Source organism: Nocardioides zeae (assembly GCF_030818655.1).
GTDB lineage: Bacteria > Actinomycetota > Actinomycetes > Propionibacteriales > Nocardioidaceae > Nocardioides > Nocardioides zeae_A.
In genome coordinates this window covers 93,787-117,241 of record NZ_JAUTAN010000001.1, presented here as the reverse complement: position 1 = coordinate 117,241, position 23,455 = coordinate 93,787, and the positions used below count along the sequence as shown (strand labels likewise).

The 23,455-nt window shown below is 72.7% G+C and carries 22 protein-coding genes and 1 pseudogene; 3 read left to right on the top strand and 20 right to left on the bottom strand.

Annotated features, from left to right (window positions below):
- Positions 1 to 22: 22 nt before the first annotated feature.
- The 6 genes from QE405_RS00540 to ftsE are packed head-to-tail and all read right to left on the bottom strand — an operon-like array spanning position 23 to position 4,599.
- Positions 23 to 985: an amidohydrolase family protein gene (locus QE405_RS00540; RefSeq protein ID WP_307198279.1), complete on the bottom strand. Its 963-nt coding sequence runs from the start codon at positions 983 to 985 to the stop codon at positions 23 to 25.
- On the bottom strand, positions 982 to 1,464 hold the full coding sequence (gene smpB, locus QE405_RS00535; RefSeq protein WP_163772209.1) for an SsrA-binding protein SmpB: 483 nt from the start codon (positions 1,462 to 1,464) through the stop codon (positions 982 to 984). The genes QE405_RS00540 and smpB overlap by 4 nt, the downstream gene beginning before the upstream one ends.
- 43 nt (positions 1,465 to 1,507) lie before the next feature.
- Complete coding sequence (locus QE405_RS00530; RefSeq protein ID WP_307198278.1) at positions 1,508 to 2,881, bottom strand: M23 family metallopeptidase; 1,374 nt, start codon at positions 2,879 to 2,881, stop codon at positions 1,508 to 1,510.
- Between the two features lie 60 nt (positions 2,882 to 2,941).
- Entirely contained in the window at positions 2,942 to 3,205 is a 264-nt protein-coding gene (locus QE405_RS00525) for an FtsX-like permease family protein (protein ID WP_307198277.1), read from the bottom strand.
- Positions 3,151 to 3,864 (bottom strand): permease-like cell division protein FtsX, encoded by a 714-nt coding sequence (locus tag QE405_RS00520; protein ID WP_307198276.1) that lies wholly within the window; start codon positions 3,862 to 3,864, stop codon positions 3,151 to 3,153. Before QE405_RS00520 ends, QE405_RS00525 begins: the two co-directional genes overlap by 55 nt.
- Positions 3,865 to 3,909: 45 nt before the next feature.
- Positions 3,910 to 4,599 carry a cell division ATP-binding protein FtsE gene (gene ftsE / locus QE405_RS00515; protein ID WP_163772206.1) on the bottom strand — a complete coding sequence of 230 codons (690 nt, stop codon included), beginning with the start codon at positions 4,597 to 4,599 and terminating at the stop codon, positions 3,910 to 3,912.
- A 79-nt stretch (positions 4,600 to 4,678) separates the two neighbouring features.
- Here ftsE and QE405_RS00510 point away from each other — a divergent pair, with 79 nt between their 5' ends.
- From QE405_RS00510 to QE405_RS00500, 3 genes are all read left to right on the top strand, one after another.
- Positions 4,679 to 5,341, top strand: coding sequence for a hypothetical protein (locus QE405_RS00510; RefSeq protein ID WP_307198275.1), 663 nt, complete (start codon positions 4,679 to 4,681; stop codon positions 5,339 to 5,341).
- A gap of 111 nt (positions 5,342 to 5,452) precedes the next feature.
- Entirely contained in the window at positions 5,453 to 6,880 is a 1,428-nt protein-coding gene (locus tag QE405_RS00505) for a GntP family permease (RefSeq protein ID WP_307198274.1), read from the top strand.
- Positions 6,877 to 7,308 (top strand): universal stress protein, encoded by a 432-nt coding sequence (locus QE405_RS00500; protein WP_307198273.1) that lies wholly within the window; start codon positions 6,877 to 6,879, stop codon positions 7,306 to 7,308. The genes QE405_RS00505 and QE405_RS00500 overlap by 4 nt, the downstream gene beginning before the upstream one ends.
- Before the next feature lie 87 nt (positions 7,309 to 7,395).
- Here the strand turns inward: QE405_RS00500 and prfB are convergent, their stop codons facing one another.
- The 14 genes and pseudogenes from prfB to QE405_RS00430 form a co-directional block, all read right to left on the bottom strand.
- Complete coding sequence (gene prfB / locus QE405_RS00495) at positions 7,396 to 8,514, bottom strand: peptide chain release factor 2 (RefSeq protein ID WP_307198272.1); 1,119 nt, start codon at positions 8,512 to 8,514, stop codon at positions 7,396 to 7,398.
- A gap of 130 nt (positions 8,515 to 8,644) precedes the next feature.
- Positions 8,645 to 9,973 (bottom strand): HNH endonuclease signature motif containing protein, encoded by a 1,329-nt coding sequence (locus tag QE405_RS00490; RefSeq protein WP_307198271.1) that lies wholly within the window; start codon positions 9,971 to 9,973, stop codon positions 8,645 to 8,647.
- 344 nt (positions 9,974 to 10,317) lie between these two features.
- A complete protein-coding gene (locus QE405_RS00485) occupies positions 10,318 to 10,914 on the bottom strand; it encodes a GrpB family protein (RefSeq protein ID WP_307198270.1) in 597 nt (198 codons plus the stop codon).
- Between the two features lie 7 nt (positions 10,915 to 10,921).
- Complete coding sequence (locus tag QE405_RS00480; protein ID WP_307198269.1) at positions 10,922 to 12,223, bottom strand: ABC-F family ATP-binding cassette domain-containing protein; 1,302 nt, start codon at positions 12,221 to 12,223, stop codon at positions 10,922 to 10,924.
- A gap of 133 nt (positions 12,224 to 12,356) precedes the next feature.
- Positions 12,357 to 12,464: pseudogene (locus tag QE405_RS00475) on the bottom strand (ATP-binding cassette domain-containing protein); the annotation flags it as partial.
- Between the two features lie 127 nt (positions 12,465 to 12,591).
- On the bottom strand, positions 12,592 to 13,509 hold the full coding sequence (locus tag QE405_RS00470) for a pseudouridine-5'-phosphate glycosidase (RefSeq protein WP_307198268.1): 918 nt from the start codon (positions 13,507 to 13,509) through the stop codon (positions 12,592 to 12,594).
- Positions 13,506 to 14,570, bottom strand: a complete 1,065-nt coding sequence (locus tag QE405_RS00465) for a carbohydrate kinase (RefSeq protein ID WP_307198267.1) — start codon at positions 14,568 to 14,570, stop codon at positions 13,506 to 13,508. Before QE405_RS00465 ends, QE405_RS00470 begins: the two co-directional genes overlap by 4 nt.
- Positions 14,571 to 14,632: 62 nt before the next feature.
- Complete coding sequence (araA, locus tag QE405_RS00460) at positions 14,633 to 16,150, bottom strand: L-arabinose isomerase (RefSeq protein ID WP_307198266.1); 1,518 nt, start codon at positions 16,148 to 16,150, stop codon at positions 14,633 to 14,635.
- A 39-nt stretch (positions 16,151 to 16,189) separates the two neighbouring features.
- The gene (locus tag QE405_RS00455; RefSeq protein WP_307198265.1) at positions 16,190 to 16,867 is read right to left on the bottom strand and encodes an L-ribulose-5-phosphate 4-epimerase; all 678 of its coding nucleotides are present in this window, start codon (positions 16,865 to 16,867) and stop codon (positions 16,190 to 16,192) included.
- Positions 16,864 to 18,561: a ribulokinase gene (gene araB / locus QE405_RS00450; RefSeq protein WP_307198264.1), complete on the bottom strand. Its 1,698-nt coding sequence runs from the start codon at positions 18,559 to 18,561 to the stop codon at positions 16,864 to 16,866. The genes QE405_RS00455 and araB overlap by 4 nt, the downstream gene beginning before the upstream one ends.
- A gap of 47 nt (positions 18,562 to 18,608) precedes the next feature.
- Positions 18,609 to 19,628: a LacI family DNA-binding transcriptional regulator gene (locus QE405_RS00445; RefSeq protein ID WP_307198263.1), complete on the bottom strand. Its 1,020-nt coding sequence runs from the start codon at positions 19,626 to 19,628 to the stop codon at positions 18,609 to 18,611.
- Positions 19,625 to 20,686 carry a galactofuranose ABC transporter, permease protein YjfF gene (gene yjfF / locus QE405_RS00440; RefSeq protein WP_307198262.1) on the bottom strand — a complete coding sequence of 354 codons (1,062 nt, stop codon included), beginning with the start codon at positions 20,684 to 20,686 and terminating at the stop codon, positions 19,625 to 19,627. The genes QE405_RS00445 and yjfF overlap by 4 nt, the downstream gene beginning before the upstream one ends.
- Entirely contained in the window at positions 20,683 to 21,786 is a 1,104-nt protein-coding gene (locus tag QE405_RS00435; RefSeq protein ID WP_307198261.1) for an ABC transporter permease, read from the bottom strand. The genes yjfF and QE405_RS00435 overlap by 4 nt, the downstream gene beginning before the upstream one ends.
- Entirely contained in the window at positions 21,779 to 23,392 is a 1,614-nt protein-coding gene (locus tag QE405_RS00430) for a sugar ABC transporter ATP-binding protein (RefSeq protein WP_307198260.1), read from the bottom strand. The genes QE405_RS00435 and QE405_RS00430 overlap by 8 nt, the downstream gene beginning before the upstream one ends.
- Positions 23,393 to 23,455: the final 63 nt, after the last annotated feature.

Here is a 23,455-nt window from a genome sequence, read left to right as displayed (position 1 = left end):
GGCGCGTCCGGCTGAGGCTGGCTCAGCCCGCCCCGAACAACCGCGTCGCGTTGTGCCACAGCACCCCGGCGAGCCAGGCGTCGTCGAGCGCCGGGTGCCGATCGCGGAGCGCCTCGAGCACCTCGACCTGGTGCGCGTAGGCGTAGGGGATGTTCGGGAAGTCGGAGCCGAACAGCACCTTCTCCCCCACCGCCGCGAACCGGTCGAGGAGCTCGTCGGGGTAGTCGCCGGCGTGCCGGCACACCCCGGCGACCTCGCCGAACCGGTCGGTCGTGTCGGCGAAGAACCGGGTGAACGTCATCGTCGTGTCGAGGTGCACCCGCTCGTAGGTCTCGGCCATGGCGAGGAACTCGTCGTACTCCGGCGCCCCCATGTGCGCCATGACGAGGGTCAGCCGCGGGAACCGGGCGAGCACCTCGGCCACGGGGCCCGGTCCGGTGAACTCGGTCGGCACGGGGCCGGACCCCGCGTGGATGACCACCGGGGTGCCGGCCTCCTCGAGCGCGGCCCAGACCGGCACCAGGTGCGCGTCGCGGACGTCGAAGGCGCCCACCTGCACGTGGACCTTGAAGACCTGCACGCCGGAGGTGATCCGCGCGGCGACGTACTCCCCCGCCTCCGGCTCGGGGAAGAAGGTGCCGCAGTGCAGGGCCTCGGGGGTGCGCCGCGCGAAGTCGGCGGCCCAGTCGTTGAGGAACTCGGCCATGCCGGGCCGGTGGGGGTAGGGCAGGGCGGTGAAGCGGCGTACGCCGAGGGAGCGGAGCAGCGCGACGTTCACGTCGTCCGGGTTGAGGTACCGGATCGGCCACTCCCGCCCGATGAGCGGGCCGGCCGACGCGAACACGGCGCGCACCTTCTCCGTCACCCGCGGTGGGAGGAAGTGGGTGTGGACGTCGAAGATGCCCGGGACCCCGAGGCGCTCGGTGGTGGCCCGCAGCCAGTCCGCCCGCTCGTCCGGGTCGTGGGCGAGCGCCCCCTCCGTCACACCCGGTCCATGCCCTTGAGCTGGCGGCCGAGGGCCTGCTCCTTCTCGCGGTCGGCCTGGCGCTCCGCCATCGCGTGCCGCTTGTCCCACGACTTCTTGCCCTTGGCGAGCGCGATCTCGATCTTGGCGCGGCCGTCGGAGAAGTAGAGCGCCAGCGGGACGATCGTGTAGCCCTTCTGGCTCACCTTCGTCTCGATCTTCTCGATCTCGGCGCGGTGCAGCAGGAGCTTGCGCTTGCGGCGGGCGGCGTGGTTGGTCCAGGTGCCCTGCGCGTACTCCGGGATGTGCACCGCGTGCAGCCACACCTCGTCGTTCTCGATGTCGACGAACCCGTCCGCGAGGTTGGCCCGACCGGCGCGCAGCGCCTTCACCTCGGTGCCCTGCAGCACCATCCCCGCCTCGAAGGTGTCCTCGATGTGGAAATCGTGCCGCGCCTTGCGGTTCTGCGCGATCATCTTGCGCCCCTGCTCCCTGGCCATCCCGCCATTCTCGCAGGGACGCGCAACGGGTTTGCGGCGCGACCTAGAAGTAGTTCATCGGGTTCGTCGGCGACCCGTTCCGGTAGACGGTGAAGTGCAGGTGGCAGCCGGTCGACCAGCCGGTCGTGCCGACGTACCCGACGAGCTGGCCCCGGCGCACGTGCTGGCCGACGCTCACGACGTAGCGCGTCGCGTGGTTGTAGATCGTCGAGATGCCCGCGCCGCGCATGTAGCCGTTGTCGATGATGAGACGGTTGCCCCAGGCCGACTGGTAGTAGCGCTCGACGACCTCGCCGTCGGCCGCGGCGTACATCGGGGTGCCGCAGGCCGCGCCGAAGTCGACGCCGTCGTGCAGCGAGTAGTAGCCGTAGATCGGGTGCACGCGCATGCCGTACGGCGAGGTGACGCGCCCGTTGACCGGGTAGCTCAGCCCGCTGCTGCTCCCGCCGCCGCCCCCGCCGCCACCGCCGGAGGAACCGCCGCCGCCGGACGAGCCCCCGCCGGAGCCGCCGCCGGCGTTGTTGCGTGCCTCCTCGGCGGCTGCCGCGGCTGCCGCGGCTGCTGCCGCCTGCCGGGCCGCCTCCGCGCGGGCGGCGAGCACGCCGGCGATGCGGTCGTTCTCGGCCTCGAGCGCGTTGAGCTCGGCGCGGTCGGCGTTGCGGGCCTCCTCGGCCGTCGCCTCCGCCTGCTCGTTGCTGCTGACCAGCTGGGCGACCTGGGCCTCGGCGGCCGACGCCTCGGCCTCGAGCGAGGCCATCACCTCGAGGTTGGCGGCCGCCTCGGCGCGCTCGTCGGCGACGAGGTCGCGGGCGGCCTCCACCTGCTGCTCGTTGACGTCGAGCATGACCTCCGAGGCCCGGAGGTCGTCGTAGGCCCGCGTCTCGGTGCCGAGCACGGTCTGGCGGGAGTTCTGCGCGCGGGTCAGGTCGGAGAGGTCGTCGGCGCCCAGGACGGCACCCAGCGCCTCGAGCTCGGGGCCCGGTCCCATCGACTGCGCGACGATCTGGTCCCCCACGCGGTCGCGCTGCGTCGCGACGCTCTGCTGGCCCTGGACCAGCTCGGCCTCGGCCGCGTCGAGCTGCGCCTCGGCGACGGTGAGCCGCTGCTGCATCTCCGCGTCGTACGCCTGCGCCTCGCCGAGCTGGGCCCGGGCCGTGGTGAGACGGGCCTGGGCGCCGGCCAGCTGCGCCTGGGACTCGCGCAGCGCGGCCGTCGCGGTCGCGAGCTGTTGGCTCGACTCGGCGAGGTCGGCGTTGGCGCCGGAGATCTGCTGCTGGACCTCGCTCTGCTGGTCGCGCAGGTCGTCGTCATCGTCGTCGGCGTAGGCGAGCGGCGACATGGCGGCACCGACGCAGAGCAGCACGGCCGTCGTCGCGGCGGCGAGCCGACGACGCTGGAACGCGGGGAGGAGGCGCATGGGGAAGGGGCCTTCGCTCGTTCGGGGAAGTGAATCGCAGGCGACGCTAGACGACGCGGGTCAGACTTTGAGGTATTTCCGCGTGAGGAGGAGTGTCGGCAGCACGGTGAGCAGCGGACCGAGCAGCGCGATCACCAGCAACGCCACCGCGTAGTCGCTCCCGTCCACCCACGGCATGAACCGCAACGTGTCGGCCGCGCGGTCGTGCACGACGAAGCGCAGCAGCGCCGCGAGGGCGCCGCCGGCGAGCACGACGCCGATCAACGCGGTCACCAGCGCCTCCAGGAGGAACGGCAACGCGATGTAGAGCGTCGAGGCACCCACCAACCGCATGATGCCGATCTCCTTGCGCCGCGCGCGAACGCGGCCAACCGGATCGTGTTGCCGACCAGCAGCAGGGCCGCCAGCACGAGCACCACCGCGGTGCCGAGCGCCGCCCACTGGGCCGCGTCGAGCACGTCGAAGACCGGTTCGAGCAGCTCGCGCTGGTCGGAGATGCGCAGCACGCCGGGCAGGTTCGCCACCGCGCTCACCACGCCCTCGGACTTCTCCGGGTCGTTGAGCGAGATCCAGAGGGACTCGTTGAAGTCGTCCACGGTCACCGCCGCGTCCTCGCCCTCGAGCAGGCGGGTGTCGCCGTTGGACTCGGCCAGCGCCAGCGTCTTGTCGAAGGCGTCCTGCTTGCTCTCCTCGCGGAACCCGGAGGTCTCCGGGCTCTCGTCGACGGCCGCCTCGATCGCGGCCTTCTGCTCCGCCGTGACGGCACCGTCGCAGGGCGCGACGTCCGTCTCGTTGCAGAGGTAGACGGTGATCTCGACCTGGCTGCCGAACTGGCGGTCGGCGATGTCGGCCTGCTGCTTGAGCAGCACGCCGACACCGACGAGGGTCAGCGAGACGAAGAGGGTGAGCACGACGGCCAGGTGCATCGACACGTTGCGACGCAGACCCTGGCCGAGCTCGGTGAAGACGTAACGCAGCTGCATGGGGGAACTCGCTCCTGGTTCGAGGGGGCGCGGGAGGGCGGTCGGCTAGTTCTGGAAGCCGTAGGCGCCCTGCGCCTGGTCGCGCACGAGGTGGCCGTTCTCCAGCTCGATCACGCGCTTGCGCATCTGGTCGACGATGCTGTTGTCGTGGGTGGACATCAGCACCGTCGTGCCCGTGCGGTTGATGCGGTCGAGCAGCTTCATGATGCCGACCGACGTCGACGGGTCGAGGTTGCCGGTCGGCTCGTCCGCGATGAGGATCTGCGGCCGGTTGACGAACGCCCGCGCGATGGCGACGCGCTGCTGCTCACCGCCGGAGAGCTCGTCGGGCATCCGGTCGGCCTTGCCGTCGAGGCCGACGAGGTCGAGGGTCTGCGGGACCAGCTCGGCGATCTGGGCGCGGGGCTTGCCGATCACCTGCAGCGCGAAGGCCACGTTCTCCGCGACCGTCTTGTTCTGCAGCAGCCGGAAGTCCTGGAACACGGTGCCGATCTGGCGGCGGTGGCGGGGGATCTTCCACGAGGCGAGGCGGTTGACCTCGCGGCCCGCGACGTACACGCGGCCCTGGGTCGCGCGCAGCTCCCGCAGCACGAGGTAGAGGAACGTCGACTTGCCGGATCCGGAGGAGCCGACGAGGAAGACGAACTCGCCCTTCTCGATGTCGACGGAGATGTCGTCGAGCGCGGGGCGCCCCTGGCCGGGGTAGGTCACGGAGACCTTCTCGAAGCGGATCACTGGCGAGAGGGTAGTCGAGCACCCTGAGAGCCTCGGCGACCCCGCGGGCGCGTGTCCGTCACCCGGTAGGTTCTCCCGCGTGAGCCCCGAGCCGTCCTCCCGCCAGCGCCGCCGCCCTCGTGCGGGGGCGGCCGCGGCGGTCGCCGCAGCGGTGCTGCTGCTCGGTCTCGGCGCCTGCTCCGGCGACGACGAGCCGGAGGAGGCCGCGCCCACCGCCGCTCCCCCGCCGGTCCTCACCGACCTCGACACCACGGCGCTCGTCGTGGAGCGCGCCTCCTTCTGCGACGACGTGGACCCGGCCGCCGTGGCCGCGGCCCTCGGGACCGGCGAGGACAGCGAGGCGCAGGCCGCGCCGTACTCCTCCGGCGACGCCGTCGACCTCGGCACCGGCGAGGAACGGCTCGTGCACGAGCTCGGCTGCCGCTGGAGCGACGGCGCCGCGTCACCAGCGGGGGCCGCGGCCTGGGTCTTCGTGCCGCCGGTGCCGCCGGCGGACGCGGAGGAGTACGTCGCGGCGACGCCCACCGACGGCTGCAACGTGCTCGAGGGTCCGGCGTTCGGTGCGCCGACGCTCGCCCTGGCGTGCGCGCTGGACGGGGCGACCGAGGTGTCGTTCCGGGGCCTCTTCGGGGACGCGTGGCTGACCTGCACCCTCACGGCGCCGACGGCCACGACCTCCGCGGAGGAGCTCGTCGAGCGTGCCGGGGCGTGGTGCGCCGCGGTGGCGGTCGCCGCCTCCTGATCCGGGCGCGACCACAAGTTGGCTTGCGTCCGTTGATTGCAGAATCGTGAACAGTGGCTCGCACCACGTCAGGCTCGCTCGCGGCCCTGACCACCGCGAGAAACGAGACGCATGCATCCCCCCACGCTCCTGCTCGCCAGCGACGAGCTGCAGCTGTCCTACGACCTGGGGGCCGGCGCCCTGCTCGGCATCGCCGCCGTCGCCGTCGGCGCCCTGCTGGCGCTCATCATCGGCGCGAAGATGCACCCGCTGCTGGCCCTCGTCATCGTCAGCATCGGCACGGCCTTCGCCACCGGCGTCGAGGCCGCCGACGTGCTCGACGTGCTGCTCGACGGGTTCTCCGGGACGCTCGGCGAGGTCGCGCTCCTCATCGGCTTCGGCGCCATGCTGGCCCGGCTCGTCGAGACGAGCGGGGCGGCGGAGGCGCTGTCGGAGGGCCTCGTGCAGCGGCTCGGCGAGAAGCGGGCGCCGCTCGCGCTCGGCATCGCCTCGCTGATCTTCGGCTTCCCCATCTTCTTCGACGCCGCCTTCATGGTGATGCTGCCGATCATCTTCACCGTGGCGCGTCGCGTCGGGGGCGGCGTGCTGCTCTACGCGCTGCCCGCCGGCGCCGCCCTCACCACGATGCACGTGCTGCTGCCGCCCCACCCGGGCGCTGTCGCCGCCACCATCCTGCTCGGCGCCGACGTCGGCCTCGTGATCCTCGTCGGCCTCGTCGTCGCGATCCCCACGTGGTGGGTCGCCGGCTACCTGTACGGCACCTGGATCGGTCGCCGCATCGTGCTCCCCGTGCCCGACGTGCTGATGGGCGGGCCCCGGACCGACGCCGCCGATGCCACCGGCACGGCGCCGCCCCGGGTGCGGACGTTGTTGCTGCTCCTCCTGCTCCCCCTCGTGCTGATCTTCCTCAACACGGCAGTGACGACCGCGGCCCGCACGGGCGCGGTGTCCGAGGACGCCACCTGGGTGCACCTGCTGCAGCTCGTCGGATCGACGCCGATCGCGCTGCTGCTCACGGTGCTCGTCGCCTCCTGGGCACTCGGCACGCGGCGCGGCACCAGCCGTGTCGTCGTCGAGGACCTGCTCGACAACGCCCTCAAGCCCATCGCGCCGGTCCTCCTCATCACGGGCGCCGGCGGCATGTTCGGTGGCGTGCTCATCGCCAGCGGGATCGGCGACGCGCTCTCCGCGACCCTGCAGGACACGGGGCTGCCGCTGATCCTGGCCGTGTTCGTCATCTCGGCGATCATCCGCGTCGCGCTCGGCACGGCGACCGTCGCCATCACCACGGCGGCCGGCCTGCTCTCCAGCTCCGTCGTCGCCGCCGACCTCAACCCGGTGCAGGCCGCGGCCATGGTCATCGTGCTCGCCGGGGGCTCCTCCGTGCTGTCCCACGTGAACGACGCCAGCTTCTGGCTCATCGGCAAGCTGCTCGGCATGAGCGTCACCCAGACCGTCCAGACCTGGACGGTCGTGAAGACGCTCGTCGGCACCGTCGCCGCCTCCCTGGCGACCGTCATCTACGTGGTGGCGTCGTGAACGCCCCCGTGGTGGTGCTGCACGCACCCTCCGAGGCTGGTACGGCGGCGCTGCTCAGCGCCGCCCGCATCGCACGCGGCGCGGACGCACGCCTGGTGGTGGTCGCGACCACATCCGGCGTCGACGACGACCGCTCCGAGGAGGTGGAGCGCGAGGTCGCGGTCGGGCAGGTGACCGCCGTGATCGGCGTACCGGGCGGGGAGGTGCCGTGGACCCTCGACCTCGTGCGCCCCGGGTCCGACGCCGCGGCCATGCTGGTCGGTGCCGTCGAGGCGCACGACCCGCGCCTCCTCGTCCTCGGGTCCCGCCAGCGCAGCCCGCTCGGCAAGATGCTGCTCGGACGCACGCTGCAGCGGCTGCTGCTCGAGGTCAGTGTGCCGGTGCTGGTGGTGAAGGCCGGACGGCCGCTGGACGACGGAAATCCCTGAGACAAGGCCCGCCGACCCTGGCACCATGGGCGACAGACCGGAGGGCCGGGACGAGCGTGCTCGTCCCGGCCCTCACGGCTTGCTGCGTCAGTTCGACTCGGCCTTCTCGGCGCCGCGGCGCCAGCGGATGCCCGCCTCGAGGAAGCCGTCGATCTCGCCGTCGAAGACCGGCGTCGGGTTGCCCGTCTCGTAGCCCGTGCGCAGGTCCTTCACGATCTGGTACGGGTTGAGCACGTAGTTGCGCATCTGGTCGCCCCACGACGCGGCCACGTCGCCCTTCAGGTCCTTCTTGAGCGCGGCCTCCTCGGCCTTCTTCAGGGCGAGGAGCTTGGCCTTGAGGACGACCATGGCGGACGCCTTGTTCTGCAGCTGCGACTTCTCGTTCTGGCAGGACACGACGATGCCGGTCGGGATGTGGGTCAGGCGCACGGCGGAGTCCGTCGTGTTGACCGACTGGCCGCCGGGGCCGCCCGAGCGGAAGACGTCGGTGCGCACCTCGTTCTCGTCGATCTCGATCTCGTCGGTCTGCTCGAGCACCGGCACGACCTCGACCGCCGCGAACGACGTCTGGCGCCGCCCCTGGTTGTCGAACGGGCTGATCCGCACGAGGCGGTGCGTGCCGACCTCGACGGAGAGGGTGCCGTAGCCGTACGGCGCGTGGATCGCGAACTCGGCCGACTTGATGCCCGCCTCCTCCGCGTAGGACACGTCGTAGACCTCGACGGAGTACTTGTTCCGCTCCGCCCAGCGCGTGTACATCCGCATGAGCATCTCCGCGAAGTCCGCGGCGTCGACGCCACCGGCGCCGGCGCGGATCGTGACGATGGCCTCGCGCGCGTCGTACTCCCCGTTGAGGAGCGTGCGCACCTCCAGCGCCTCCGTCGACTTCCGGAGCCGCGCCAGCTCGGCCTCGGCCTCGGCCAGCGAGTCGGGGTCGCCCTCCTCCGTGGCCAGCTCGACGAGCACGCCGAGGTCCTCGACGCGGCCGCTCAGGCTCGTGAAGCGCTCGAGCTCGCCCTGCAGGGCGGAGAGGCGACCGGTGACGCGCTGGGCGTTCGCCTGGTCGTCCCAGAGGTCGGGAGCCGCGACCTGCTCCTGGAGGTCCGCGATCTCGGCCTTCATCTTGTCGACGTCGAGCACCTGCTCGATGGTGCGCAGCGTCGCGCCGAGCGCTTTGATCTCTTGGTCGAAGTCAGGTCCAGCCACGAGGAGCAAGACTACGGCAGGCGGCGGCATCCGCCGTGGTCGCGGCAGCGCAGGGGCGGTACGGCGCGGGGCCGGGCATGCTGCGCCGCCCGGCCACGGGGTGGGGGCGGGCGGCGGGTGGTGCTGGTCCTCAGGTCTCGTCGGGCGGTGTCCAGGGTCGGGTGCCGTCGGGGTCGACGAGGTAGCACAGGCCCATCGGGCTGGTCCAGATGACGGCGTTCGGTGGCTCGTTCTGGGTGGGGTCGGTGGGGCGGTAGGTCCACTTGTTGCCGGTGGTCATCTCGCGGTGGGTCTTCATGCGGTGGTGGCGGCGGCAGAGCGGGAACAGGTTGGCCGTCGAGGTCTGCCCGGGCGGGCCGGTCTCGTCGTAGGCGCGGCAGTGGTCGAGGTCAGCGGTGCGTGAGCTGCGGGTGCAGTACGGGAACACGCATCTGGGCCAGCGGACACGGACGTGGTCGGCGATCCGGTCCGGTGCGGTGTAGCCGTCGACAGCGTCGTGCTGGTTGAGGTCGATGACCGGCTTGATCGTGACGGTGGTGTCGGGGCTGGCGCACCACGCCTGGACCTGCTCGACCGTCACGGCCCCTCGGGGTGCGCCGGGGGTGTCGAGGCGGGCCAGGTCGATCCCGGTCGTTCCGGTGCAGGCGTCGATCCCCGGACCCATGCCGTTGAGCGTGCCAGTGATGGCGGCCTGGTCGAGGTGGACGAACAGCACGACCTCGCGCCGCGCCCGCTGCACCGGTCGGGGCTCGTCGCCAACAGGCCCACTGGCCGCGTCGTACTGGAGCGTCGTGACACCGTCGCAGCGCCGGGCGATCTCGCCCAGGGCGATGGAGCGTCGGACGTCGAGGTCCTGGTCGCAGCCCAGCTCGGTCAGTTGCCGGGCCACGTGCGCGACCGTGCGCTCGAGGTCGAGCGCGTCGGCGAGGTCGAGGGTCCCGTGGACGTCAACGGTCCCGCGTAGGGTCCCGGTCAACGGATCTGCGTAGCCCACGTCGCCCAGCTCGATCGTCAGGTGCCGGCCGCCGTCAGCCTCGGCCCGCTCGGCCTCGGTGGTCTCGGAGTCGAACCGAGCCGCCGCCTCCGCCACCAAACGGTCGACCTCGGGACCGGTGGCCTTGTGCGCGACGTACGCGATGTGGCGGTCCACGAACCCCGCCGCCTCGAAGGTCAACGTCCGTGTGGTCTGGGCGATCCGTCGTCCTCGCCAGACATCGACCTCACCGGCCACGACACGGGCGTGCACACGGGGCAGGCGGTAGCGCAGCTCGATCGCATCCCCCACCAACCGCCGGGCCGCATCGAACGAGCACCCTCGGGCGGCCGCCACCTCGCCGATGCAGAACTCCGCCACCACCGGCGCTCCCGGCCCGCCGAGCTCGAGGAAGTGGTCTCCAGCCAGTTTCTCGGCGTAGGACTCCTCGTGCCACTCGCCCAACGCCGTGATCGGATCCCCCACGACCTCCTCAGAGGTGTGCGCAGAAACCCAGTCACCCACCGCCACGAACGCAGCCGCCTCCGCGACGCGAGCAGCGTGTGTGCGCTCGCGGACCGCATCGATCAACGCAGTCGCTGTGGTGTGGGTCCCCCGATCCATGACCCCACTCTAATCGAACAAACATGCGATCACCACCTCTCGGTGGTGACCTGTGGATGACCGATCCGAGGCGTCGCCGAGTTGTCACGTACACAGCAACGAGCTCCCGCCTGCACCGCGGCGTACATGACAACTCGACGCTCCCGCCGCGCCGTACGACCCAACTCGACGCTCCCGCCGCGCCGCCCGACCCCTCTCGACGCGACCTACAGCAGCCCGCGCGCCCGGAACGCCCGCTCGAAGATGGCGCGCACGACGGGCTCCTTGCGAGCGTTGTAGTCCATGACCACGCCGCCCACGGCGTTCGTCTCCTCGGCGGCACCGACCTTCGCCGCGGCGTACCGCTCCACGTCCTCCGGGTGCTCCCGCAGCCAGTCGCGCAGGATGCGGTGGCGCTCGACCTCCGGGCAGTCCGGTCCCCAGACGTGCACGTTCGATCGCGGCTCGGCACCCCGGAACGCGCGGTGCTCGTGCCAGCGCGGCTCCCGCAGCTGCAGCACGAAGCCGGCGGCCTCGAGCGCCGGCACGTAGGCCGCCTCGTCCGTGGGGTCCGCCACCATCACGTCGACATCGATGACCGGCTTCGCCGCCAGCCCCGGCACCGACGTCGACCCCACGTGCTCCACCGCGACCGCGCCGGGCCCCAGCGCCGCCCCGATCCGCTCGGCGACGACGGCGTACGCCGCGGGCCAGCCCGCGTCGTACGGCACCACCGCGACGTGCTCCACCACCTCGGGCACCACACGGTCGACCTGCGCCGGGTCGTAGGCGTAGTGCTGCGTGATCTCCTCCCGCCGGATCACCGCGCGATCACCGCCGCTCCACCTTCCCGTCGACGACGTGCCAGTGCTGGTCGAGCGTCACGTTCGCCAGCAGCCGGCGGTCGTGGGAGACGAGCAGCAACGCACCCTCGTACGCCGCGAGCGCCGCCTCCAACTGCTCGATCGCGGGCAGGTCGAGGTGGTTGGTGGGCTCGTCGAGCACGAGCAGGTTGACGCCGCGCGCCTGCAGCAGCGCCATGGCGGCCCGGGTGCGCTCCCCCGGCGACAGCCGCCCGACGAGCGACCCCACCTGGTCGGCCTTGAGCCCGAACTTGGCGAGCAGGGTGCGCACGTCCGCGGGCGTCCAGTCCGGCACGGCGAGCTCGAACGCCTCACCGAGCGGCTGCTCCTCCGCCAGCCCGGTGCGCGCCTGGTCGATCTCGCCCACGGCGACGGAGACGCCCTGCGAGGCCCGGCCCGCGTCGGGCGCGATCCGCCCCAGCAGCAGGGCCAGCAACGTGGACTTCCCCGCGCCGTTGGGACCGGTGATGCCGACCCGCTGCCCCGCGTCGACCTGCACCGAGACCGGCCCGAGCGTGAACCCGGACCGCCGGACGACCGCCTCGTCCAACGTCGCCACCACCGACGAGGAGCGCGGCGCGGCGGCGATCGAGAACCGCAGCTCCCACTCCTTGCGCGGCTCCTCGACCTCCGTGAGCCGCGCGATCCGCGACTCCATCTGCCGCACCTTCTGGGCCTGCTTCTCCGACGACTCGCTCTGGGCCCGACGCCGGATCTTGTCGTTGTCGGGGCTCTTCTTCATCGCGTTCCGCACGCCCTGCGAGCTCCACTCGCGCATCGTGCGCGACCGGGAGACGAGGTCGGCGCGCTTCTCCGCGTATTCCTCGTAGGCCTCCCGCGCGTGCCGACGCGCGACGGCGCGGGCGTCGAGGTACGCGTCGTACCCACCGTCGTACACCGCCACCTGGTGCTGAGCGAGGTCGAGCTCGACGATGCGCGTGACGCAGCGCGCGAGGAACTCGCGGTCGTGGGAGACGAGCACGACGCCGGCGCGCAGCCCCCGCACGAAGGTCTCCAGCCGCTCGAGGCCCTCGAGGTCGAGGTCGTTGGTGGGCTCGTCGAGCAGCACGACGTCGAAGCGGCTGAGCAGCAGCGCGGCGAGCGCCGCCCGCGCAGCCTGCCCGCCGGACAGCGACGTCATCAGGGCGTCCGCGCCGACGTCGAGGCCGAGCTCGGCGAGCACGCCCGGCAGACGGTCCTCGAGGTCGGCCGCGCCGCTGGCCATCCACCGGTCGAACGCCACCGCGTAGGCGTCGTCGGCTCCGGGCACGTCCGAGCCCAGGGTCGGCGGCCGTGCGCTCCATCGCCTCCGTCGCGGCCGCGGCGCCGGTGCGGCGGGCGACGTACGCCCCCACCGTCTCCCCCGGCACCCGGTCGTGCTCCTGCGGCAGCCACCCGACGAACGCGTCGGACGGCGCGAGGTGGACCGTGCCGTCCATCGGCTCGTCGACCCCCGCGAGGAGCCGCAGCAGCGTGGACTTGCCGGCGCCGTTGGCGCCGACGACGCCCACGACGTCACCGGGGGCGACGGTGAGGTCGAGGGCGTCGAAGAGCACGCGATGGCCGTGGCCGCCGGCCAGGTCCTTCGCGACGAGGGTCGCGGTCACGGGCGAGAGCCTAGGCGCTCCCGCCGACGGCTCAGCCCGCGTACGCCCGCGCGATCGCCGCGCCCAGGCGCGCGTTCGCGCGCACCAGTGCGATGTTGGCGGTGAGGCTCGCGCCGCCGGTGATCTCGACGATGCGACCGAGCAGGTACGGCGTCGCGTCCTTGCCCGTGATGCCGAGGTCGTCCATGTCGGCGAGCGCCTGGGCGATGATCCCGTCGATCTCGGCCGCCGGGATCTCGTCCTCCACCGGGATGGGCTGCGCGACGACGACGCCACCGGCGATGCCGAGGTCCCACTTGGCCCGCATGACGGCGGCGACCTGCTCCGCGCCGTCGACGCGCATCGGGGCGGCGAACCCGCTGGAGCGCGAGAAGAAGGAGGGGAACTCGTCGCTGCCCTCGACCAGCACGGGCACGCCCAGGGTCTCGAGCTTCTCGAGGGTGAGGCCGATGTCGAGGATGCTCTTCACGCCGGCGCTGACGACGGTCACGTCGGTCTGGCTCAGCTCGGTGAGGTCGGCGCTCACGTCGAACGACTCCGGAGCACCGCGGTGAACGCCGCCGAGGCCGCCGGTGACGAAGACGCGAATCCCGGCGAGCGCGGCCAGTCGCATGGTCGCGGCGACCGTCGTGGCGCCGTGGACACCGCGCGCGACGACGTACGGCAGGTCGCGCACGCTGACCTTCGCCACGCCCCCGTGGCTGGCGAGCAGCTCGAGGTCGTCCGCGTCGAGGCCGATCCGCGGCACGCCGTCGAGCACGGCGATGGTGGCGGGCACAGCGCCGTGCTCGCGCACGATGCCCTCGACCTCCGTGGCCATCGCGACGTTCTGCGGGTAGGGCATCCCGTGGCTGATGATCGTGCTCTCGAGGGCGACGACCGGTCGGCCGTCGCGCAGCGCGGCGGCGACCTCGTCGGTGATCCGGAGCATCGGGTGGGGCGTGGTCATGCGTGTCTCCTGACGAGGCGGTCGGTGAGGTCGCGGCGGACGGTGCGGGTGCTGGCGATGGTGAGCGCGGCGGCGGCGTGGCCGTAGGCGGCCGCCCCCACCTCGTCGTCGCCGGAGAGCAGGGCGTGGCAGAAGGCGGCGAGCGAGGCGTCGCCGGCGCCGGTGACGTCGACGACCTCGTCGGTGCGCGCGGCGGGGAGCTCGTGGCGGCCGGTCGGGCCGCTCAGGAGCGAGCCCTCCGCGCCGAGGCGCACCCAGACCCAGGTCACGCCCCGCGCGTGGAGGGCGTCGACGTCGCCGCCGAGCACGGCGAGCTCGTCGCGGTTGGGGGTGATCGCGAAGACGGGCCGGGTGCCATCGAGCAGCGGGGCGAGCCGCTCCGCCTTCGCGACGCTCACCGGCTCGAGCACGACGCGCACGTCGGAGGCGGCCGCCAGGTCGAGCGCGAAGGCGAGGGTCTCGGTGGGGAGGTTGCCGTCGAGCACGACGAGGCTGGCCGCGGCCACGAGGTCGCGGGCGGCGTCGACGTCGGCCGGCGCGAGCGCGTCGCTCGCCCGCATGTCGGCGACCGCGACGACGAGCTCGCCGTCGGCGTCGAGGACGGCCGTGTAGGTGCCCGTCGCGTGCGGGCTGCGCCGCACGTGCTCGACGCGCACGCCGGCGTCCGAGGTCGCGGCGAGCACCTGGTCGCCGAGCGGGTCGGCGCCGACAGCGGCGACCAGGTGGGTCCGGGTGCCCAGGCGGGCGAGGTTCTCCGCCACGTTGCGGCCCACGCCGCCGGGGGCGAAGGTCGTCGTGCCGGGATTGCTGGTTCCGGCGGTGGCGGGCTGGCCGCTGCGGGCCTTCACGTCCATGTTGGCGCCGCCGACGACGACCACCGACGGGCCCTCGCCGAGCACGTAGCCGCGCCCCAGGATCACGCCCTTCTTGCCCAGGTTGGACAGGTGGACGTTGACGGCGGCCCGGGTCGTGCCCAGCGCGTCGGCGAGGGCCTCCGAGCCGAGCAGCGGGTCACGTCGCAGCATCGCGACGATCTCCCGCTCGCGCTCGGTCAGATTCATGCTTAGAACCCTAAGGCTCCTTTAGTGCAACAAACAACCCCCCGACCGAGAGTCCCCCAGGATCAGAGCCGCGCCGCCAGCCGGTGGTACGCCGCGTTCCACTGCAGCTCGCGCTGGAAGGCCCGCGGGGTGGTGGACGCGTCGATCGTGACCATCTCGACGCCGGTCATCTCGGCGAAGTCGGCGAGCGGCTCGACCCCGATCGCCTTCGACAGCACCGTGTGGTGCGGCGCCCCCGCCATCAGCCACGCCTCCGCCGACGTGGACAGCGACGGCCGGGGCTCCCACACGGCGCACGCGACGGGCAGCAGCGGCAGGTCCTCGTCGGGCTCGACGCAGTCGATCTCGTTCACCGTCAGCCGGAAGCGGTCGCCCAGGTCGGACAGGCCCGCCACCACCGCCGGGCCCGGGTCGGCCGTGAAGCGCAGGCGCACCGGGTCCTCCCGGCCGCCGATGCCGAGCGGGTGGATCTCCAGGCTCGGCTGCTGCGACGTGATGGTCGGGCAGACCTCGAGCATGTGGGCGCCGAGGATCTTCTCGTGGCCCGGCACCAGGTGGTAGGTGTAGTCCTCCATGAAGGACGTGCCGCCCGGCAGCGTGCCGGCCATCGCCTTCATCGCCCGCAGCAGCACCGAGGTCTTCCAGTCGCCCTCGCCGCCGAACCCGTAGCCGTCGGCCATCAACCGCTGCACCGCCAGACCCGGCAGCTGCCGCAGCCCGCCGAGGTCCTCGAAGTTCGTCGTGAACGCGCGGAAGCCCCCGTCCTCGAGGAACGTGCGGAGGCCGAGCTCGACGCGCGCGCCGTACCGCAGGGAGTCGTGGCGGTCGCCGCCGGGCAGCAGCGCCGGGTCGACGCGGTAGGTGTCGGCGTACTCCGTCACCAGCTTCGTGATCGCCTCGTCGTCGATCGCGTCGACGACGGCGACGAGGTCGTTCACGCCGTAGGTGTTGACCGAGACGCCGAAGCGCAGCTGCGCCTCGACCTTGTCGCCCTCCGTGACCGCGACGTCGCGCATGTTGTCGCCGAAGCGCGCCAGCTTGAGGTGGCGCACCTCGTCGCGGCCGACGGCCGCGCGGGCCCAGTCGGCCACGCGGGCGGCGACGCCGGGCGAGTCGACGTGCCCGGCGACGGTCTTGCGCGCCACCCCGAGGCGCGACTGGATGTAGCCGAACTCCCGGTCGCCGTGGGCGGCCTGGTTGAGGTTCATGAAGTCCATGTCGATCGTCGACCACGGCAGCTCCATGCCGGCCTGCGTGTGCAGGTGCAGCAGCGGCTTCTGCAGCGCGTCGAGCCCGGCGATCCACATCTTGGCCGGGGAGAACGTGTGCATCCACGTGATGACGCCGACGCACTCGCGGGCCAGGTTGGCCTCGAGCACCTGCCGGTGGATGGCGCCCGCGTCGAGCAGCACCGGCTTCCAGACCACGTCGACCGGCAGGTCGGCGACGGCGGCGAGCCGCGCGACGATCCCCTGCGACTGGGCCGCGACCTGGTCGAGCGTCTCCGGACCGTAGAGGGACTGGCTGCCGGTCAGGAACCACACCTCGGGCGTGGGGGCGGAGGACTGCTGGGTGGTCATGGGTCTCCTCGAGAGCGATGGGTGCCGGGCCGCGGGGGCTCAGCGCTGGCCGTAGACGTTCTGGTAGCGGTCGAAGAGCGCGTCGACCTGCGCGGGCGCGAGGGGCACGGGGTCGCCCAGCTGGCGGGAGATGTGCACGGTGCGCGCGACGTCCTCGCACATGACGGCCGCCTTGACCGCCGAGCGCGCGTCCTTGCCGATCGCGAACACCCCGTGGTTGCGCATCAGCACCGCCGGCGAGCGGCTGCCGCGGAGGGTCTCGACGATCCCGCGCCCGATGGAGTCGTCGCCGATGACGGCGAACGGCCCGACGGGGATCTCGCCGCCGAACTCGTCGGCCCCCATCGTCAGCACGCACGGCACCGGCTCGCCGCGCGCGGCCCACGCGGTGGCGTACGTCGAGTGCGTGTGCACGACGCCGCCGACGTGGGGCATCTCGCGGTAGACGTAGGCCTGCGCCTCCGTGTCGGAGGACGGCGCGTGCTCGCCCTCGACGACGCGGCCCTCCAGGTCGCAGACGACCATGTTCTCGGGCGTCAGGTCGTCGTAGGAGACCCCGCTCGGCTTGATGACGAGCAGGTCCTGCCCGGGCACCCGGGCCGAGACGTTGCCCGCGGTCCACACCACCAGCTGGTAGCGCGTCAGCTGCTCGTGCAGCGCGCACACCTCGCGGCGCAGCCCCTGGATGGTACTGCGCACGTCGTCGACGACGGTCATCGCTCTCCTCCGCTCTCGCGCGCCAGGCGTGCCGCGACGGCGGCGCGCCGACCGGCCTTGAGGCGCCGCATGACGGGCGCGCTCCGTCCGAAGTGGTCGTGCAGCGCGACGTACTCCGCGAAGAGCGCGTCGTAGCGCTGCGCCCGGGCCTCGTCGGGCACGAACACGTCGCGCCGCACCCGGCCCATGCTCTTGGCCGCCGACGGGACGTCGGCGTAGGCGCCGGCGGCGACCGCCGCGTGGATCGCGGAGCCGAGCGCCGGGCCCTGCTCCGAGTCGAGGACCGACAGCGGGAGGCGCGTGACGTCGGCGTACACCTGCATGAGGAGGTGGTTGCGCGCGAGGCCACCGGCGACGATCAGCTCGTGCACCGGTACGCCGCTGGTGCGGAAGGTCTCGACGATCACCCGGGTGCCGAACGCGGTCGCCTCGAGCAGCGCGCGGTAGACATCCTCCGGGCGGGTCGCCAGCGTCAGGCCCACGACGAGGCCGGACAGCTCGTGGTCGACCAGCACGGAGCGGTTGCCGCTGTGCCAGTCGAGCGCGACGAGGCCGTGCTCGCCCACCTCCTGCGCGGACGCGAGCCGGGTGAGGTGCTCGTGCACCGACTCCCCCGCGGCGGCCGCGGCCTCGGCGTACGCCGCGGGCACGCCCGTGCGGACGAACCAGCCGAAGATGTCGCCGACGCCGCTCTGGCCCGCCTCGTAGCCCCAGCTGCCCGCGACGATGCCGCCGTCGACGACGCCGCACATGCCGGGCACCTCGCGCAGCACGTCGGCGCTCATGACGTGGCACGTGGACGTGCCCATGATCGCGACCATCTGACCGGTGCCGGTGGCCTGCGCGGCCGGCGCGCTGACGTGCGCGTCGACGTTGCCGACCGCGACCGCGATGCCCTCGGGCAGGCCGGTCCAGGCGGCGGCCTCGGCCGTGAGCCCGCCGGCGCGGTCGCCGAGCTGGCCGATCGGGTGATCGAGCTTGTCGGGGACGAACCCCTCGAACCCGGGCGCCAGCGCGGAGAGGAAGGCGGCCGACGGGTAGGCGCCGTCCTGGTAGATGCCCTTGTAGCCGGCCGAGCAGGCATTGCGCACGTATTGCCCCGAGAGCTGCCAGACGATCCAGTCGGCGGCCTCGACCCAGTGCTCCATGCGGTCGTAGACCTCGCGGTCCTCCTCGAAGACCTGCAGCCCCTTCGCGAACTCCCACTCCGAGGAGATCAGCCCGCCGTAGCGCGGCAGCCACGCCTCCCCCCGCTCCTCCGCGAGCCGGTTGATGCGGTCCGCCTGCGGCTGGGCGGCGTGGTGGCGCCACAGCTTCACGTAGGCGTGCGGGCGGTCCTCCAGCCCCGGCACCTCGCACAGCGGCGTGCCGTCGGCCAGCGTCGGCACCATCGTGCAGGCGGTGAAGTCGGTGGCGATGCCGACGACGTCGGCCGGGTCGATCCCGGCCGCGGCCACCGCGGCCGGGACGGCGTGGCGGAGCACCTCGCGGTAGTCCTCCGGCACCTGCAGCGCCCACTCGGGCGGCAGCGGGCCGCCGCCCCCGGGGAGCCGGTCGGTGACGACCGCGTGGGCGTACTCGTGCGTGGCGGTGCCGAGCTCGGCCCCGTCGGAGACGCGGACGACGAGCGCGCGCCCCGACAGGGTGCCGAAGTCGACCCCGACGACGTACGTCGGACGTGGGCTCTCGGACAAGGGGTGTCCTTTCGCTGGGGCTGGGCCTCGGGAGGGGGCGAGGAGGATCAGGAGGGGCGGGCGGCGGTGCTGGACCGCACGACCAGCTCGGGGGCGATGAGGCTCGCCGGGCCGGTCGAGCCGCCGATGGCGGAACGGAGGATCTCGATGGCCCGCCGGCCGACCGCGCCGAAGTCCTGCCGCACCGTGGTGAGCGGCGGGATGAGGTAGGCCGCCTCGGGGATGTCGTCGAAGCCCACGACGCTGACGTCGTCGGGCACGCGGCGGCCGGCCTCGTGGAGCGCGCGGAGCAGGCCGAGGGCCATCTGGTCGTTGGCGCAGAAGACCGCGGTCACCTCGCGCCGGGCGGCGATCGCCTGCCCGGCCTCGTAGCCGCTCCGGGCCGACCAGTCCCCCGCCACCGGTCGCCCGGGGCGCAGGCCCGCGTCGTACATCTCCTGCTGCCACCCCAGGAGGCGGCCCCGGGCCTCCGTCCAGGTGGACGGCCCGGCCAGGTGCACGATCTCGGTGTGCCCCTGCGCGATGAGGTGCCGCGTGCCCAGCCGGGCGCCGCACACCTGGTCGACACCGACCGTCCAGCGGGTCTTGGCGTCGTCGCCCTCGACCACGACGACCGGGACGCCGAGGTCCTCCTGCGCCCGCGCGACCTCGAGGGCCTCGTCGGTCGCGGAGATCAGCACGATGCCCTCGACGCTCTGCGCCCGCAGGTGGTCGATCGCGTCGACCAGCTCCGTGCGCGTGAGGCTCTGGAGGTTGACGGAGCTGACGAAGTAGCCCGCCTCCCGGCCGGCCGCCTGGATGGCGCGGTGCACGGTGCTGGGACCCCAGAAGCCGCTCTTGGAGCCGATGACCCCGATGGTCGCCGAGCGGCGGGTGACGAGGGCGCGGGCCGCGGTGTTGGGCCGGTAGCCGAGCTGGCGGATCGCCTCCTCGACGCGCTGGCGGGTGGCGGGGCGCAGGTTGGTCTGCCCGTTCACGACCCGCGAGACGGTCTGGTGGGAGACCCCGGCGAGGCGGGCGACGTCGGCCATGACCGGCACCCGCGGCTCGGGCCGCAGGGCCGTCACGGCTGGCGCCGGGTCATGAGGCGCTGCACCACGACGAACACGAGCACGAGGAGCCCGATGCTGATGCGGGTCCACCAGGAGCTGAGGGTGCCGTCGAACGAGATGAAGGTCTGGATGACGCCCAGCACGAGCACCCCGAAGAGCGAGCCCACGACGTACCCCCGGCCGCCCGTCAGCAGCGTGCCCCCGATGACGACGGCCGCGATCGCGTCGAGCTCCATGCCGACGGCGTTGAGCGAGTAGCCCGACAGCGTGTAGAGCGCGAAGAGCAGGCCGGCGAACGAGGCGCAGAAGCCGCTGATCGCGTAGACGCCGACCTTGGTCGACGCCACCCGCAGGCCCATGAGGAGCGCCGAGGACTCGTTGCCGCCGATCGCGTAGACCGTGCGCCCGAACCGCGTGCGGGCCAGCACCAGCGCGGCGATCGCGACGGTGGCGAGGGCGACCAGCGACGTGTAGCCCACGTAGTAGCCGCCCGGCAGGTCGACCGTCTTGTAGGCCCACTCCTGGAACGTCGGGTTGGTGATCGGGATCGAGTCGACGCTGATGAGGTAGCAGAGCCCCCGCGCCAGGAACATGCCGGCGAGCGTGGCGATGAAGGGCTGGATGTCGAGGTAGTGGATGAGCAGCCCCATCAGCGTCCCCAGCAGGGTGCCGACGAGCAGCACGGCGACCACGGAGAGGTACGGCGACCAGCCCATCTCCAGCGTCTTGGCGGCGATCACGGTGGAGAGCGCCACGTTGGACCCGACGGAGAGGTCGATGCCCCCCGTGAGGATCACGAACGTCATGCCGACCGCCAGCACGATGAGGAAGCTGTTGTCGAGCAGCAGGCTGAGGAACACCTGCGGGTCGGTGAAGCCCTCGTAGCGCAGCCCGCCGACCCCGAACATGCCGAGGAAGAGGGCGGCCGTGGTGAGCACCGGGAGGTAGCGGCTCGACGGCGCCCAGGTGCGCACGCGCTCCCAGGTGGAGGGGGCGGACGGGCCGCGGGGCGTCGTACCCGGGGCGGGGCCGGTCGGGTCGGCGGAGTGGCGCGCGACGGTGGCGGTGCTCATGCGGAGGCTCCCTTCGCGGAGCGGGGCGTCAGCGCCGACCGCAGCGAGGCGCGGGCCCGGGGCGACTGGAGGAGGCAGACGAGGATGACCACCACGGCCTTGAACAGGTAGTTGGCCTCTGACGGGATCCCGATCGTGGGGATCGTGCGGGCGAGGGTGGCGATGAAGATCGCGCCGACGAGCGTGCCGGCGAGCGAGAACCGGCCGCCCGCGAGCGACGTGCCGCCGATGACGACGGCGAGGATCGCGTCGAGCTCGATCCACAGGCCGAGGCTGTTGGCGTTCACCGAGCTCGTGTTGGCCGCGATGATGAGGCCCGCGATGCCGGCGCACAGGCCGGCGAAGACGTAGACGGTCCAGATGATCGTGCGCGACCGCACGCCGGCGAGCCGGCTCGCCTCGGGGTTGATGCCGACGGCCTCGATGAGCATCCCCAGCGCCGTACGACGCGTGAGCAGCGCCGTCAGGCCCACGACGCCGAGCGCGATCACGAGGGCGATCGGGAGCGTCAGCACGAAGCCGGAGGCCAGGGCCGAGAAGGTGTCGTTGTTGACGGTGGTGATCTGGCCGTCGGTCACGAGCATCGCGAGGCCGCGTCCGGCGACCATGAGCACCAGCGTCGCGATGATCGGCTGGATGCCGACGACGGCGACGAGGAAGCCGTTCCAGAGGCCGAGCAGCACGCAGACCGCGAGCGCCGTCGTGCAGGCGATGATCGCCGCGCCCGCGGCGCCCTGGTCGGCGGCCCCCACGATCTGGGTGCAGGCGATGGCGCCCGCGATGGCGGCGATGGCGCCGACCGAGAGGTCGATGCCGCGGGTCGCGATCACCAGCGTCATGCCGGTCGCGACGAGCATGACCGGGGCGCTGTTGCGGAGGATGTCCACGACGCTGCCGAAGAGGTGGCCGTCCTGCATCCGCACCTCGAGGAAGCCCGGGCTGGCGGCGACGTTGACGGCGAGCAGCACGACGAGCGCGAGCACGGGCCACAGCAGGGGGTGCGCGACGACGCGGGCGGCGAGCGAGGGCCGGGCGGGACCGGCCTCGCCGGCGGGCGGGGACGCCGCGGTCTCCGGCACCGGGGTCAGGGTCTCAGGCACGGGCCGCCTCCTCCTCGGAGCGGGCCTCGCCCGCGATGATCTCCAGCACGTCGCTGACGCTGACGCCGTCGTTGCGGCGCTCGGCGATCTTGCGGCGGTCGCGCATCACGACCAGGCGGTCGGAGAGGCGCAGCACCTCCTCGAGCTCCGCGGAGATGAAGACGACACCCATGCCCTTCGACGCGAGGTCGGCGACGAGCGCCTGGATCTGCGTCTTGGCGCCGATGTCGATGCCGCGGGTGGGCTCGTCGAGGATGAGCAGGTCGGGCTTCGTGATCAGCCAGCGCGCCAGCAACACCTTCTGCTGGTTGCCGCCGGACAGGTTGCGCATCAGGGCGTGGGGGTCGGCCGGCCGGATGTCGAGGGCCTCGATGTACTCGGCCACCAGCTGCGTGCGCACCGCCTGCGGGATCGGCCGGAGCCAGCCGCGGGAGGCCTGGAGCGCGAGGAGCATGTTGTCGGCGACGCTGAGGTCGGCGATGACGCCCTCGCCCTTGCGGTCCTCGCTGGAGAACGCGATCTTGCGGTCGATGGCGTGCCGCGGGCTGCGCCAGCGCCGGCGCGAGGAGCGGGTCTCCAGCGCGCCCTCGTCGGCGGTGTCGGCGCCGAACAGCAGGCGGGCCAGCTCGGTGCGACCGGAGCCCAGGAGTCCGGCGACGCCGATGACCTCGCCCTCGTAGAGCTCCAGGTCCGTGGCCTCGAGCGAGCCGCGCCGTCCGAGCCCGACGGCGGTGAGCAGCGGCGTACCGCGGTCGGCGTCGCCCGCGGGATCGCGGTCGAGCTCGTCGAGCACGGCGAGGTCGCGGCCGATCATGAGCTGCACGAGCTCGAGCTGGGTGGTGGTGGCGACCATCCGCTCCTCGACCAGGCGGCCGTTGCGCAGCACCGTCATGCGGTCGGCGATCGCGTAGATCTGGTCGAGGAAGTGGGAGACGAAGACGATGGCGACGCCGTCGGCGCGCAGGCGCCGCATCACCTCGAAGAGCTTCTCGACCTCGTCGGCGTCCAGGCTCGAGGTGGGCTCGTCGAGGATGAGCACGCGGGCCTCGACGTCGACCGCACGGGCGATCGCGACGAGCTGCTGCACGGCGATGGGGTGGTCGCCGAGGGTCGACCTGGGGTCGACCTCGAGGCCGAGGCGCTCCAGCGTGGCGCCGGCCTGGCGGTTCATGGCCCGGTGGTCGATCATCCCGAGCCGGCGCGGCTCGCGGCCGAGCATCATGTTCTCGGCGACGGTCAGGTTCGGCACCAGGTTGACCTCTTGGTAGACCGTGCTGATCCCGGCCGCCTGCGCCGCGGCGGGCGAACCGAACTCCTGCGGCTGCCCGCCGACGAGGATGGTGCCGGCGTCGATCGAGTAGACGCCCGTGAGCGCCTTGATGAGCGTGGACTTGCCCGCGCCGTTCTCCCCCATGAGGGCGTGCACCTCACCGGGGTAGAGGCGCACCGCCACGTCGGAGAGCGCCTTCACGGTGCCGAACGTGATCGAGATGTCGCGCATCTCGACCACGGGCTCGACGCCGGGGTCGGATGCGGGGTCGGCCCCGGCACTCGTGGCCGTGCCCGTGCCGGCGCCGGTGTCCGGCGGGGCGTCCGTCTGCGTCATGGTCGTCTCCGAGCGGTGGGGTGCTGCGGGTGCTGGTGGGTGTGCGTGACCGCGGGCACGGCC